Genomic DNA, 13807 nt, shown 5'->3' with positions numbered 1-13807 from the left:
GATTGTGACGACGGCATCCCGGCGGTGGTTCGGCGGGCGGGGAGACAGTCGCAGGGCGGATGCCCAGGCGGCGAAGGATGCCGCGGCGGCGGCGTTCTACGAGCTGGACACCGCGCAGCGGGATCTGCGGATCTCGCTGGAGACCATTGCCGCCGGTGACGGTTCGCCCGCGGCGCGGCAGGCGGCGGAGGCGTTCGCCGCGCTGGGGCGGCGGATCGACGAGGCCAGCCATGTCTACATCGAGGCGGTCGACGCGCACGACCTGGACCGGCCCGAGCTGGACGGTGCCGTGGCGGGGCGGGCGCGGGACGAGCTGACGCGGGCCCGCGACGGGCTCGTCCGGGCGAAAGCCGAGCTGGACCGGTTCGCGCAGGGCATCCAGCCGCTGCTGGACCGGGCGGAGACGCAGTTGGCGCGGGTGGTGCCGGCGCGGGAGCGTGCGAAGGCGGCGCTGCTGGCGGCGAGCACGGCGCTGGACGAGGTGCGGGCCCGCGGGATGCGGGCGGACGAGTTCGCGGCGCGGCTGGCGGCGCTCGGGCCGGAGCTGACGCTGCTCAACCAGGGCGCGGCGCGGCACGGGGTGCAGGAGACGGTGCAGCGGGCGGACCGGATCCTGCGCGACGCCGAGGGGATACGGGCCGAGCTGGAGCGGTTGCCGGAGCGGGCGGCGGAGATCGACCGGCGGCTGGTCAGCCTGCGGACGCGGGCCCAGGCGCTGCGCAACCGGGCGGACCGGGTGGATCCGGTGCTGAGCGAGCTGCGCCGGAGGTTTTCGGCGGCGTGCTGGCAGGATCTGCAGCAGGTGCCGGAGCAGGCGGTGCAGGACGTGGGGCGGGCCGAGCGGGAGCTGGTGAAGGCGGCGCAGGCCCGCGAGGAGCAGCGGTGGGGTGACGTCGCGACGCTGATCGAGGCGGTGCGGGCCGCCCTGGACGCGACCGACGAGGCGGTGTCGGCGGCGCAGGACCGGCTGACCCGGCTGGAGGCGGTGTCCCGGGACCCGCAGGCGGAGGTGCAGCGGACGCGGTTCGCGATCCGGGATGCGCAGCGGCTGGCGATGGAGGGCCGCAGCGTGCCGGATCCCCGGCATGCGGGTCCGCTGGACCAGTCGGTGGCCCGGGTCGACCGTGCGGTGGCGTCGCTTGAGGGGCGGCACCCGGACTACTGGCATTTCCTGCAGGAGATGGAGGAGGTCCGGGCGGCGGTCGGCCGGGTGGTCGCCGACATGCGGGGCCGCCGCGGCGCCGCCGACGGCTGAGGGCGGGTGCTTGCTTGCGGCTGCCGGTGGCGGGCCCCTGCGGCCGCATGTGACTGCCGATCGCCGGGTGGGGCGCTGCCGGTGGGCGTGCCGGTCACCCGGGTGTGCGGCTGACCGGCCGCATGTCCGGCGGGCACCGGCCGGTTCGGGTGGGGTTGTCCGGGGGTGGGTGGCGGCGGATGCTGGAGGGGAGGTCGGAGCAGAGGAGGGCAGGCCATGGCTGCCCATACGTTCAGCAGGGGTCGTGAGGAGCGGGGCGTACGGGGGCGGCGCGGGTCGCGTCGGGCGGCGCCCGCGCCTCCTCCTGTGGTGCAGGAGTCGTATGCCCCGCACGCGGCCTACGGGTGTCATGAGGCGCACGAGAACTACGCGCCGTACACGCCCCACGAGGACGCCGGGCGGCGGGCCCACAAGGTCGGGCACAAGCTGCTGCACCGGATGACGCATCCGGTCGAGGCGCAGCTGGACGCGCATCTGCCCGCCGACCACAAGCTGATCACCGTCTACCGGGTCGGTGCAGGGCTGACGGGGCTGTTGCTGGTGGTGTTCGGGGTGCTGGGGTTGATCGACCGCATCGGGTTCTTCGACACCGGCGGCGACACCGTCCTCTCCCTCAACACCAACGGGGCGCTCAGCGTCCTGTCGATCTGCGTAGGGCTGCTGCTGTTCGCGGGGATGGTGATCGGCGGGAACTTCGCCTCGACGTTGAACATCACGCTCGGGCTGGCGTTCATCGCGAGCGGGTTCGTGAACCTGGCGCTGCTGGACACCGAGCTGAACTTCCTCGCCTTCGAGATCCAGAACGTGCTGTTCAGCTTCGTCGTCGGCGTGATGCTGATGTGGTTCGGGATGTACGGGAGGGTGGGGAGCGCCCTGCCCCACGACAATCCGTACTGGCGGGCCCGCCATCCCGAGCAGGCCGCCCGTGAGGACCGGGCCCGGGCCCGGCTCCAGGCGCGCCACGGCCTGTAGCGCGCCGCCCACCACCCGCCGCCGCCCACCACCACCTGCCGCCCACCACCCGCCGCCGCCCACCACCACCTGCCGCCCACCACCCGCCGCCGCCCGCTGCCCCGCCGCCCTGCCCACCACCCGCCGCCGCCTCCCGCCGCCGGCGCGGCATCGGTAGCCTTGCCCCATGCCCCGTTACGAATTCCGCTGCCGGACCTGCGACGACACCTTCGAGGTGAGCCGTCCCATGGCCGAGTCGTCCGCTCCCGCCGACTGCCCCGCCGGGCACTCCGACACCGTCAAGCTGCTCTCCGCCGTCGCCGTCGGCGGCACGAGCAGCGCCCCCGCGCCGTCGGGCGGGGGCTGCTGCGGCGGCGGGGGCTGCTGCTGACCGGTCCGTCAGCGCTTGCGCGAGAGCGTGAGCCCGTCGGAGATCGCCAGGAGCACGGACTCCATGCGGGGGTCGGCGGCGACGTGGTCGTTGTAGGCGCGCACGGCCGCCGCCGCGCCCGTCGCCGCCTCGTCCACGACCCTCCCGTGGAAGAGGGTGTTGTCGGTGACGACCAGCCCGCCCTGCCGCATCCGCGGGACGAGTTCCTCCCAGTACGCGATCTGGCCCTCCTTGTCGGCGTCCACGTACGCGAGGTCGATGTGCGGCTCCTGCGGCATCGCCCGGAGCGTGTCGAGCGCCGGCGCGATCCGCAGGTCGATGCGGTCGGCGACGCCGGCCTCCGCCCAGGCCTCCCGCCCGTACGCCGTCCACTCCTCCGAGACGTCGCAGGCGATGACGACGCCGCCCTCCGGGAGGGCCTGCGCCATGGCGAGGGTGGAGAAGCCGGTGAAGGTGCCGATCTCCACGACGTGCCGGGCGCCGGTCAGCCGGACCAGGAACGCCAGCAGCGGGCCCTGCTCCTCCGCGGACTGCATGCCGGCCACGTCGGGGAACTCGGCGTAGGTCCGCTCCACCAGCTTCGCGGCGACCGGGTCGAGCGGCGGGTTGTGGGCGAGCATGTACCGGTACAGCTCGTCGGTGATCTTCGTACTGTTGCCCTTGGTCATGGGGCCAGTGTTGCGGCTCCGGCCGCTTTCCGGGTGAACGCCCGCACGATCTCCTCACCGGCCGCGACTCCGCGTTCCGCCAGCGCCGTCACCGTCGGCGCCGTCCAGCCGCAGTCGGCCAGTTCGCCGTGGCCGGGCCGCCAGGCCGCGTCCGCCGCGAGCAGCAGGTCGGCGTCCAGCAGGGAGTCGCCGGCGGCGAGCGTGGTGGTCGCGCCGGTGCGGCGGGCCACTTCCCGCATCGCGGCGCTCTTCGTCAGCGGCCGCGGCACCGCGTACACCTTGCGGCCCTGGAGGGAGACCGTCCAGCCGCGGGCGTCCGCCCAGTCGGCCAGCGACTTGATCCACTCGTCGGGGACGCGTTCGCGCTCGACGACGAGGTAGGCGAAGAGGTCCTCCGCGATACGGGCCTTGCGCAGCCAGGCCGGGTCGGCGGCGGCCAGCAGGTGCCCGTGCACCTCCTCCAGCGGGGCGCACTCCTCGGCGAGGCGGGCCGCGACCTGCCGCCGCCAGTCGCGGTCCGGTACGCCGTCCACCAGCAGTTGGCCGCCGTTCGCGCAGATCGCGTACCGGGCCGGGCGGCCGGGGAGGCGGATGCGCTGGTACTGCTTGCACGTGCGCGTGGTGGTCGGGACGAACACGACCCCGGGGTCGGCGGTCAGTTCGGCGAGCAGCGCGGCCGCCGCCTCGGTCATGTAGGACAGCGGGCGGCTCTCGTGGACCTCGACGCACAGCAGGCGGGGGGCCGCCGCGTCGGGCATGGTGAGGGCGAGCGCCGCCGTCGAGTAGATGAGGGTGCGGTCGAGGTCGCTGGCTACCAGGACGGTCACTTGGAGGCCACAGCCTTTCCGTCGGCGCCGGTGGCGCCGCGCGTGTATCGGGGGTGGATGAGTCCCACGCACGTGTAGGGCAGCCCGTCGACCTCTTCCACCGGTACGCCGCGCTGCTCGGCGAGCAGCCGTACGTGTGCCAGGTCCGCTCCGGCGCCGCGCCGGGCCAGGATCTTCCAGGGCACGCGCCGCAGCAGCACGCGGGTGGTCTCGCCGACGCCGGGCTTGACCAGGTTCACGTCGTGGATGCCGTACTCCTCGCTGATCCGCTCCACGGCCGCCCAGCCCTCCCAGGTCGGGGCGCGGTCGGCCGCCAGGAGCTCCTTGACGTCGGCGGCGACGGCGTCGGCCACCTCGTCGAAGCGGGCTGCGACGGTGTCGACGAAGTCGGCGGACACGTCGGCCCCGGCGAGCTCGCGGTAGAACTTCGCGCCGTGGAAGTCGCCGGGCCCGACCAGGTCGTCCCGCAGCACGGTACGCGAGACCAGGCCGGAGACGGTGGAGTTGAGGCAGGCGGAGGGGATGAGGAAGTCCTCGCGGGTGCCGTACACGGACACGCACGAGCCGGGGTCGGCGAGGACGACGACGTCCCCGTCGAACGCGCCCGCGCCCGGGCCCTCCTGCTCCCGGTACGCGTGCAGCGCCGCGGCCAGTTCGCGGGTGATGGCGCCCTTGCCGGTCCAGCCGTCGACGAACACCACGTCGGCCGGGTCGTGCCGGGCGGCCAGCCAGCGCAGCGCGTTGGCGTCGATGCCGCGGCCGCGGACGATCGAGACGGCGTAGTGCGGCAGGTCCAGGCCGTGCCGGGCGGCGGCCCAGCGGCGCATCAGCACGCCGACGGGCGTCCCGGCGCGGGCCAGGGACACCAGGACCGGGGAGGGGGAGCGCTCGGCGAGGACGGTCTCGGTGACGGTGCCGACGGCCCGGGCGATGCGGGCGGCGGAGCCGGCGAGCGCGCTGCGGTACAGCTCCTGGTACTGCGGCGACGGCTGGTACTCCACCGGCAGGGACTCCGCGTAGTGCGCGCCGCCCGCCTGGATGGCCTCCTCGCGCTCCTCGGTCGGGGCCTCCAGGGCGACGCCGGAGAGGTCCTGGAGGAGCCAGCCGACGTCCTCGGGGGCGTACGAGGAGAAGGCGGGGCCGCGCAGCGGCTCGGGCATGGTCGGCTCCTGCCGGTCGGCGGCGGTGACGGGTGCGGTGGCGGGTGCGGTGGCGGGTGCGGTGGCGGCCGCGCCGGCGGGGCGGCGGGCCGGGACGACCGCGAGCAGGACGCGGCCGGCGTGCGGGGCGAGGCGGGCGAGGAGCCCGTCGGGGGCGTGCAGGGCGGCGGTGTCGCCGTGGCTGTCGACGACGGCGACGACGGTGTCGAAGCCGGCGCCGGCGACGTTGTAGGCGTAGCGGTCGCCGGGCCCGTCGGCCGGGGTGTCGTGGGCGGGGAAGACGAGCCGGGTCCGGATCGCGTAGCCGGGGTCGTCGACGGCGAGGACGGGCGAGCGGGTCGTCGTGGAGAAGCGGACCTCGCGGGCGGCGCCGGACTCCTCCAGGGCGCGGGCGAGGCGCAGCGGCGCGTACATCAGCTCCTCGCTGCCGAGGACGAGGACGCGGCCGGGCCGGGGGCCGAGGGCGTCGGCGAGCTGCCCGGCGAGCCGCGGCAGGGACGCCTCCAGCAGGGCGCGGTGGGCGGGGGTGAAGCCGTGGCGGCCGCCGTCGGGGAGGGCGGCGGGCCAGTCGAGGCGGACGCGTACGGCGGCCGCGGCGCCCGGGCGGGAGCCGGCGGCGGGCACGGCCGCATCGGCCTCGCCGCCGGCGCCACGGGGCGCGCCGGCGTCCGCCCCCGCTCCCGCGTCCCGCTGCTCGTACTCCGCGACGAGTGCCTGCCCGCGGGCCAGGACCCCCTCGGGCAGGTGCACCGTCCCGGAGGCGAGGGCCAGCAGGTCGACCCGTGCGCCGATCTCGGCGGCGAACGCGGCGAGGCGCTCGCGGTCGGCCGGGGAGCGGACGTCGACGAGGGCGACGACCACGTAGTGGGTGCGCGGGTTGCGGGAGTGCAGGTCCCGGATGGTGTTGAGGACCGTGTTGCCGGTGGAGAACTCGTCGTCGACGAGGACCAGCGGCCCGCTGCCGGTGAGCAGCCGCGGGTCCTCGGGCAGCAGCAGGTGGGAGGTGGCGTGCGAGTGGCTCTCCTCGAACCCGCCGGCCGCGGCCACGCCGGGCACGGGGCGGCGGGTGGAGTGGAGGTAGGGGGCGGCGCCCAGGCCGTCGGCGACGCAGTGGCCGAGTCCGGTGGCGGTTTCGGCGTAGCCGAGGACGACCGCGGCGGCGGGGTCCTCGCCGGAGGCGTCGAGGAGGGCGCGGACGCGCTCGCCGAGGCCGTGCCCGGCGGCGTAGACGGCCTGCGGGGACTGGGGGACGTGCTTGCCGAGGATGTTCGAGACGAGCAGGTGGGCCCGCTTGGGGTTGCGCCGCAGGGCGAGGCCCAGGAGTTCGTCCAGCCGTGGCGCCCCGGGGTCGCCGGAGGCTCCTTCCAGGCGTACGCCCAGCCGGTCCGCCACCCACGTTCCCGACCACACCGCGTCGATCGTCTTGCCTTTCTCCGTGGCCGGCGCCGTCAACGCCGTCCGCCTTGCCGGCCGGTGCGCGCCGGTTGCGCGCCCCGGGTCCGCCCGTCCCTCCGCCACGGCCGGCTCACACCTGGAGCCCGGCCGTGAGCAGGTCGACGAAGCCGACGTTCTCCTTCGCCACCCCGAAGGCCTCGGCGCGCTGGAGGGTGCGCTCGGCCCAGGCCCGGTGGGGTTTCACCTCGTTCATCTTGTTCGTGTACGCGGAGCGCATGACTCCGCCGCCGCCGCGCTCGGGGCGCAGGATGTCCTGGGCATCGCTGAACTCCTCATGGGAGACGACGGACAGGGCGTGCACGGGCGTGACGTGGGCGGGGTGGATGCAGGTCTTGCCGAGGAGGCCGTTGGCGCGGTCGAGTTCGATCTCGCGCAGCAGGCCGTCCAGGTCGTGTTCGATGAGGGCGGTGCGCAGCTCCTCGACGCCTTCCTCCAGGAAGGGGCTGCGGCGCAGCTGCGGTTTGAAGAGGCGCTGCTGGCTGCGGAAGTACTCCCAGACGGGGCCGGTGACGGTGAAGCCGGTGCCGTCGGCGCGGCTGAGGACGTTGACGACGTCGGCGATGACCCCGGCGACGATCCGGATGTCGTACGCGGTCATGTCGGGGGTGCGGCGCAGGCCGTACGCGGAGCAGAAGTCGGTCACGCCGAGGCGCAGGGCGAGGACGCGGTCGCGGTGGCGGCCGATGGTGCGGGAGATCCCGGCGAGGGCTTCGGCGCGGGTTTCGAGGTGGAGGAGGTCGGGGGTCTCCAGGACGGGCATCGCGTACAGCCGGGCCAGGCCGGTCTGCCGCTCGGCTTCGGCGACGGCGTCGAGGAACGCGGTGCCGCGACTCTCCGTGAACTTCGGGAGTACGAATCCGGCCAGCAGGTGCGCGGAGGGGCCGAGGCGGCGGGCGAGGTCGGGGATCTGCTCGGGGGTGCGGACTCGGACGAAGAGCAGCGGGGGCTCGGTGCCGTCGTCGCTGAGGGCGTCGAGTTCGGCGAGCTGCCGGACGAGGTTCTCCTCGGCGTCGGCGACGTCGCTGTCGCTGATGGAGTCCTCCAGGCAGAGGACCATGGAGACGACGCCGCGGCCGGTCTGCTTGCGGATGTCGGCGGCGAGCTTGGGGCGGGTGGCCGGGCTGTACAGGGTGGCGCCGAGGGCGGCCGCGAGCAGGCGGGCGGGGGAGGCGGCGGTGAACTCGGCCGGCTCCTGGTGGAAGAGGTTCTCGCGAACCGCGGGCGATACGTGCCCAAAGTGACGCATGTGCTCTCCCGTACTGGCTCGGCGGCCCAACTGGCGTGGCCGGTAATAGTACGTACGAACGCCAGTCCCGAGTTCCTCGAGCACATGAAGTTCAGGTAACCCTCTTGCACGATGCCCACCCGTTCCGGCGGGGACACGGGCGCTGCGGGGGGCCGCGTTGTTCCGCGCGCCCCCGGGAGGGCAGGATGACGGGCATGACGCACGCGATGCAGAAGGGCTCGAACATCCCGGTGACCTCGGTGGCGGTCCGGGCGGTGCTGCGCTGGACCGGCGGCGCCGACGTCCCGGACGTGGACGCCTCCGCCCTGCTGGTGGGCCCCGACGGCCGGGTGCGGTCGGACGAGGACTTCGTCTTCTACAACCAGCCCCGCCACCCCTCGGGGTCGGTGTGGCGCCTGGGCAAGAAGCAGATCGGTGATGCGGTCACCGACGCCGTGCAGGCGGACCTGCGGGCGGTGCCGTCCGCGGTGGACCGCGTGCTGGTGGTCGCCTCCGCCGAGGACGTGCCCTTCGAGCGGGTCGGCGACCTGCGGATCCTGCTGTACGACGCCACGGCGAGCGGCGGCGGCGAGCCGGTGGCCTACTTCGACGTGCGGCCCGAGACGGGCGCCGAGACCGCCCTGATCTGCGGCGAGCTGTACCGGCGGGGCGAGGCGTGGAAGTTCCGCGCGCTGGGCGAGGGCTACTCGGACGGCCTGGTGGGGCTGGCGACGGACCACGGGATCTCGGTGGACGAGAACGCCTCCGAGGGCCCCGCGGACGCGTCCGCGGCTGCCGCGGCCGGGGCGGCGGGCGCCGCCGATCCCGACCGGACGGCCGCGATGGCGCCGCCGACGCCGCTGCCGCAGCAGCCGGCCCCGCCGACGCAGGCGCCGCCGGCCGTGCCTCCCGCGTACGGGTACCCGCAGCCGGTGTCCCCCGCGCCCGGTCCGGGCGCCGACCCGGCGTTCCGCCTGCCGGTGCAGGGCCCGCAGTTCATGCGCCGCTGACGCCGCCCGCGGGGTGCGGCGCCCGGCCGGTGCCGCACCTCCGGGCCGGCCGGCGCCCCGGCCCCGGCGGCCGGTCAGGCCTTGGTCTTGTAGCCGCGCCCCCACTGCAGGCCCCACCCGTAGAGCCGGTCCAGCTCGGACTGGAAGCCGTACACGAACTTCACCTCGCGGCGGACGATCAGCTCGCCCTTGACGTGCTCGATCGAGACCACCGCGCAGGAGCGGGCCTCCGGGTGCCGCTCCTCCAGCGGGATCTCGATCCGCGGGCCGGTGATCGGGTACAGGGTGACCAGGGCGTGCGTCCGGTCGAAGGCCGGCGTCTGGTCGTAGATGTACACGAAGACGAGCAGCCGTTTGATGTCCTCGGCGTGGTCGAGGTTGACGTAGACGGTCTCCCCTGAGGGCGCCCCGAACCGGTCGTCGCCGCTGAGCTTGACGTACGGCGGGTCGTTGAGGTCGCCGAGCAGGTTCCCGAGGGGCTGGACGACGCCCCGGGTGCCGTCGGCGAGCTCGTACAGGCAGCCGATGTCGAGGTCGACGTTGACCACGCCCTGCGTGTGCGCCTGCACCATGTCCGGCTTGAACAGCTTGAACGGGTGCCTCAGGAGCCCGGCGCCCAGGCCGCCCCGGCCGCCGATGTCGGAGGAGCGCATCCGCCACGAGAGGTTCACCCGCAGGTTGCCGTGGACCGCGCCCTGTTTGGTCAGCGACACCGTCGGGCGCCTGCGGGTCAGCTCGATCGCCGCCGCGGGGCCGCCCGCCGCGTCGAAGTCGAGGGCCCGGCTCCCCCTGATCCCGTCGAAGAGTCCCATCCCCCTGTCCCCCCTTTGTCTCCGGGATCCCCTGATCCCCTCGGTCCCCAGTACGGAGCGTCCGCGCCGCCCGCGCGGGGGCACGGTCACGCGGACGGGGCGGCCTGCCGGGCCGTGGACCCGGCGGGCCGCCCCGCAGTTGAGCGTTCCGCATTACCGCCGCGGTCATGCGTCGACGGTGGCGCCCTCCAGTTGCATCCGCTTGTTGCGGCGGACCGAGGACCAGAAGGAGGCGGCGATCAGGATGACGCCGATGGTGCCGGTGATGAGCTCGCTGATCTCGTGCTCGATGGTGACGAGCAGGATGACGGCGAGGGCGCCGATCGCGTAGTGCGCGCCGTGCTCCAGGTAGACGTAGTCGTCGAGGGTGCCCTGGCGGACCAGGTAGACCGTCAGCGACCGGACGTACATGGCGCCGATACCGAGGCCGAGCGCCATCCAGAAGATGTGGTTGGTGATGGCGAAGGCGCCGATGACGCCGTCGAAGGAGAACGACGCGTCCAGGACCTCCAGGTAGAGGAAGAGGAAGAACGCGGCCTTGCCGGCGAGGCCGACGGCGGAGACCGGCTTGCCCGCGGCCTTGGCCTTCTCCTCCTCCTCGTGCTCGCGCTCCTCTTCCTCCTCCAGCTTGTTCTCGAAGTAGGAGGACAGGCCGCCGACGATGAGGTAAGTGATCAGGCCGGCGACGCCGGCGAGCAGCACGGTGGCGGTCTTGTCCGCGTGGCCGGCGCTGGTGTGGGCGTTCGTGGCGAAGGTCATCGCCGAGAACAGCAGCACGATCAGGGCGACGCACACCGAGAGCATGTCGACCTTGCCGAGCTTGGCCAGCGGCCGCTCCAGCCAGGCCAGCCAGGCGTGCTCGCGCTCCTCGAAGATGAAGTCGAGGAAGATCATCAGCAGGAACATCCCGCCGAACGCGGCGATCGCCGGGTGGGCGTCGGTGACGAGCGCCTCGTACTGCTCGGGATGGTCGAGGGCGAGCTGGACCGCCTCGATCGGGCCGACCTTGGCGCTGATCGCGACGATGGCCACGGGGAAGACCAGCCGCATGCCGAAGACCGCGATCAGGATGCCGATGGTGAGGAAGATCTTCTGCCAGAAGGCGTTCATCTTCTTCAGGATTCCGGCGTTGACGACCGCGTTGTCGAAGGACAGCGAGATCTCGAGGATCGACAGGATCAGTACGACCCCGAACGCCTCCCACCCCCACTGCCAAGCGGCGAAGGCAAGGCCGGCCGCCGTGATGGCGAACGACCAGCCGAAGGTTTTCAGAACCACTGGCACCCCATGATCTTGTACGGCTTTTACGAAACGTTGACCCCGAAGTCTAGGGCGATGCCCCTCAGGCCCGATGCGTACCCCTGCCCCACCGCCCTGAACTTCCACTCGCCTCCGTACCGGTACACCTCGCCGAAGATCATCGCGGTTTCGTTGGAGGCGTCCTCGGTGAGGTCGTAGCGCGCGAGCTCTTGGCCGTCGGAATCGTTCACGACGCGGATGAAGGCGTTGGTGACCTGGCCGAAGGTCTGGCGGCGGGCGTCCGCCTCGTGGATCGACACCGGGAAGACGATCTTGTCGACCTCGGCGGGGACCTTGGTCAGGTCGACGAGGATCGACTCGTCGTCGCCGTCGCCCTCGCCGGTGAGGTTGTCGCCGGTGTGCTCGACGGAGCCCTCGGGGCTCTTGAGGTTGTTGTAGAAGACGAAGTACCGGTCCCCGAGGACCCGGCCGTCGCGGCACAGCAGCGCGCTGGCGTCGAGGTCGAAGTCGGCCCCTGTCGTCGAGCGCGCGTCCCAGCCCAGACCGACCAGGACCCGGGTGAGGTTCGGTGCGGCCTTGGACAGGGAGACGTTGCCCCCCTTGGCGAGTGTGACGCCCATGTTGAAGTCCTCCCCGGACGACGTGGTGGTCGCGGCGCCCCCGGGGTGCTCCGGCGGGCCGGCGGTGGATCGGTGCCAAGCGCGTCCGGCGCCGTACACGCGGTGTGCACGGCGCCGGACGGGCGGGACTGCCGGCGGGCCGGCAGCCCGGGACTCAGACGTTGACGCCGAAGTCCTGCGCGATGCCGCGCAGGCCCGAGGCGTAGCCCTGGCCGATGGCGCGGAACTTCCACTCCGCGCCGTTGCGGTAGAGCTCGCCGAAGACCATGGCCGTCTCGGTCGAGGCGTCCTCCGAGAGGTCGTAGCGGGCGAGCTCGGTGTTGTCGGCCTGGTTCACGACGCGGATGTACGCGTTGCGGACCTGGCCGAAGCTCTGCTGGCGGCTCTCCGCCTCGTAGATCGAGACCGGGAAGACGATCTTGGCGACGTCGGCCGGGACGGCCGCCAGGTTCACCTTGATCGCCTCGTCGTCGCCCTCGCCCTCGCCGGTGAGGTTGTCGCCGGTGTGCTCCACGGAGCCGTCCGGGCTCTTCAGGTTGTTGAAGAACACGAAGTTGGCGTCGCTGGCGACCTTGCCCTGGTCGTTGGTCAGGATCGCGCTGGCGTCGAGGTCGAAGTCGACACCGGTGGTGGTGCGGGCATCCCAGCCCAGACCGACGAGCACGGCCGTCAGGTTCGGTGCGGCCTTGGTCAGCGAGACGTTGCCGCCCTTGCTGAGGCTGACTCCCACGGGTCCTCCAATGGGTTCATGAGTGCGGGGTCGGTGCCCCTGTCGTGCGATGGGACCCTTCCGGCGCCGGCCGGCAGGGCTACCCGATCAACGTGTCGATCCTAGTGACCGGTTCCCACCCGGACGAGGTTTCACGCGGAACCCGGCCGGGCGGGAGCCCCGGGGCGGCTCAGAGGCTGTCGAGGGCCTTGATGTACTCGTTCAGGTCACGCGCGTCGGGCAGCCCGTTGACGACCGTCCAGCGCACGATGCCGTCCTTGTCGATGATGAACGTGCCGCGCAGGGCGCAGCCCTTGTCCTCGTCGAAGACGCCGTAGGCGCGGGAGGTCTCGCCGTGCGGCCAGAAGTCGGAGAGCAGCGGGTAGTCGAGGCCCTCCTGCTCGGCGAAGACGCGCAGGGTCGGGACGGAGTCGTTGGAGACGGCCAGGAGCTGGACGTCGTCGTTCTGGAAGCGGGGCAGCTGGTCGCGCAGCTCGCACAGCTCGCCGGTGCAGACGCCCGTGAAGGCGAACGGGTAGAAGAGCAGCACGACGGCCTTCTCCCCGCGGAAGTCGGAGAGCCGCACCGTGGCGCCGTGGTTGTCCCTGAGTTCGAAGTCCGGAGCCTTGTTGCCGACCTCGATGGCCATCTGTCGCATCCCTTCGTTCCCGCATCCCTGCTCTGGGCTGTTCGGGTGGCTCAAGCCTAGTGCGGTCGGCAAAGGGGGCCGGGACCGGAACGCACACACCCCGCCGACGGGGTCGGCGGGGTGTGTCTCCGCTGGCTGCGGCGCGTGGCTCAGCGCTTGGACTTGGCGGCCTTCGGGGTCACCAGCTTGCTGGCGGCCCACTCCTTGCCGACGCTGACGGGCCGCGTCTGCGACAGGCCGGCCGTCTCGGCGGCCTCGCTGATGTCGCTGGCCTCGACGTAGCCGGGGCGGCCCGTCTTCGGGGTCAGCAGCAGGATCAGCGCGGCGTCCTCGACCAGCTCGGTGGCGTCGACGAGGGCGTCGGTCAGGTCGCCGTCCTCGTCGCGGAACCACAGCAGCACCGCATCGGCCACGTCGTCGTAGTCCTCGTCGACGAGGTCGTTGCCGATCAGTTCCTCGATCTCCTCGCGGAACTCCTGATCGACGTCGTCGTCGTAGCCGATCTCCTGGACCACCTGTTCGGACTGGAAACCCAGCCGGGCGGCCAGGCTCTCCGCGTGGTCCGCGGTCGCGCTCACGGGGTGCCTCCTGCTCATGTTCGGTGAATGTCTTCGGGCCGCGCGCGGGCGCGCAGCATTGGGCGTAGTCCACACGGGCGCGGCGGATCGCGCAAGTACCCGGCCGCGGAGACCGTCGAAACGGTGACGATTGCGGCCGTCTCGCCGCAACTTTCAGCCTTCCCGCGTGTCCCTGTGGTGATTCATCCCACACCATTCCAGCTCATTCGGCATCACACGCAGACTTTCCCACCTGTT

At 72.9% G+C, this 13807-nt stretch carries 14 protein-coding genes; 4 read left to right on the top strand and 10 right to left on the bottom strand.

The window, feature by feature from the left end:
• The first annotated feature begins 4 nt into the window (after positions 1-4).
• From ACZ462_RS07370 to ACZ462_RS07360, 3 genes are all read left to right on the top strand, one after another.
• On the top strand, positions 5-1255 hold the full coding sequence (locus ACZ462_RS07370; RefSeq protein ID WP_467804876.1) for a hypothetical protein: 1251 nt from the start codon (positions 5-7) through the stop codon (positions 1253-1255).
• A gap of 438 nt (positions 1256-1693) precedes the next feature.
• Positions 1694-2227 carry a DUF4383 domain-containing protein gene (locus ACZ462_RS07365; protein WP_467804997.1) on the top strand — a complete coding sequence of 178 codons (534 nt, stop codon included), beginning with the start codon at positions 1694-1696 and terminating at the stop codon, positions 2225-2227.
• 166 nt (positions 2228-2393) lie between these two features.
• A complete protein-coding gene (locus ACZ462_RS07360; RefSeq protein ID WP_179172463.1) occupies positions 2394-2597 on the top strand; it encodes an FmdB family zinc ribbon protein in 204 nt (67 codons plus the stop codon).
• Positions 2598-2605: 8 nt separating this feature from the next.
• On the opposite strand, the gene ACZ462_RS07355 is transcribed toward ACZ462_RS07360, so the two are convergent.
• From ACZ462_RS07355 to ACZ462_RS07340, 4 genes are all read right to left on the bottom strand, one after another.
• Positions 2606-3265 carry an O-methyltransferase gene (locus ACZ462_RS07355; protein WP_467804878.1) on the bottom strand — a complete coding sequence of 220 codons (660 nt, stop codon included), beginning with the start codon at positions 3263-3265 and terminating at the stop codon, positions 2606-2608.
• Positions 3262-4092 (bottom strand): HAD family hydrolase, encoded by an 831-nt coding sequence (locus ACZ462_RS07350; protein ID WP_467804879.1) that lies wholly within the window; start codon positions 4090-4092, stop codon positions 3262-3264. The genes ACZ462_RS07355 and ACZ462_RS07350 overlap by 4 nt, the downstream gene beginning before the upstream one ends.
• Positions 4089-6671 (bottom strand): phosphoribosyltransferase, encoded by a 2583-nt coding sequence (locus tag ACZ462_RS07345; protein ID WP_467804999.1) that lies wholly within the window; start codon positions 6669-6671, stop codon positions 4089-4091. The genes ACZ462_RS07350 and ACZ462_RS07345 overlap by 4 nt, the downstream gene beginning before the upstream one ends.
• Positions 6672-6777: 106 nt before the next feature.
• Positions 6778-7953, bottom strand: coding sequence for an HpcH/HpaI aldolase/citrate lyase family protein (locus ACZ462_RS07340; protein WP_467804880.1), 1176 nt, complete (start codon positions 7951-7953; stop codon positions 6778-6780).
• Between the two features lie 194 nt (positions 7954-8147).
• Between ACZ462_RS07340 and ACZ462_RS07335 the strand changes: the two genes are divergently transcribed.
• Positions 8148-8942, top strand: a complete 795-nt coding sequence (locus ACZ462_RS07335) for a TerD family protein (RefSeq protein ID WP_467804882.1) — start codon at positions 8148-8150, stop codon at positions 8940-8942.
• 74 nt (positions 8943-9016) lie between these two features.
• On the opposite strand, the gene ACZ462_RS07330 is transcribed toward ACZ462_RS07335, so the two are convergent.
• The 6 genes from ACZ462_RS07330 to ACZ462_RS07305 form a co-directional block, all read right to left on the bottom strand.
• Positions 9017-9754 carry a Tellurium resistance gene (locus ACZ462_RS07330; protein WP_467804883.1) on the bottom strand — a complete coding sequence of 246 codons (738 nt, stop codon included), beginning with the start codon at positions 9752-9754 and terminating at the stop codon, positions 9017-9019.
• Between the two features lie 165 nt (positions 9755-9919).
• Complete coding sequence (locus ACZ462_RS07325; RefSeq protein WP_467805001.1) at positions 9920-11032, bottom strand: DUF475 domain-containing protein; 1113 nt, start codon at positions 11030-11032, stop codon at positions 9920-9922.
• A gap of 26 nt (positions 11033-11058) precedes the next feature.
• Positions 11059-11634, bottom strand: a complete 576-nt coding sequence (locus tag ACZ462_RS07320; protein WP_189810858.1) for a TerD family protein — start codon at positions 11632-11634, stop codon at positions 11059-11061.
• Positions 11635-11788: 154 nt separating this feature from the next.
• Complete coding sequence (locus ACZ462_RS07315) at positions 11789-12364, bottom strand: TerD family protein (RefSeq protein ID WP_125543789.1); 576 nt, start codon at positions 12362-12364, stop codon at positions 11789-11791.
• A gap of 169 nt (positions 12365-12533) precedes the next feature.
• Positions 12534-12992, bottom strand: a complete 459-nt coding sequence (locus ACZ462_RS07310; protein ID WP_467804884.1) for a peroxiredoxin — start codon at positions 12990-12992, stop codon at positions 12534-12536.
• 149 nt (positions 12993-13141) lie between these two features.
• Entirely contained in the window at positions 13142-13570 is a 429-nt protein-coding gene (locus ACZ462_RS07305; protein ID WP_189810860.1) for a DUF3052 domain-containing protein, read from the bottom strand.
• Positions 13571-13807 lie beyond the last annotated feature (237 nt).

The organism is Streptomyces sp. NPDC031121 (genome assembly GCF_055570615.1).
Note: the sequence above shows the minus strand (reverse complement) of the source record. Positions and strands in the feature narration are given on the sequence as shown.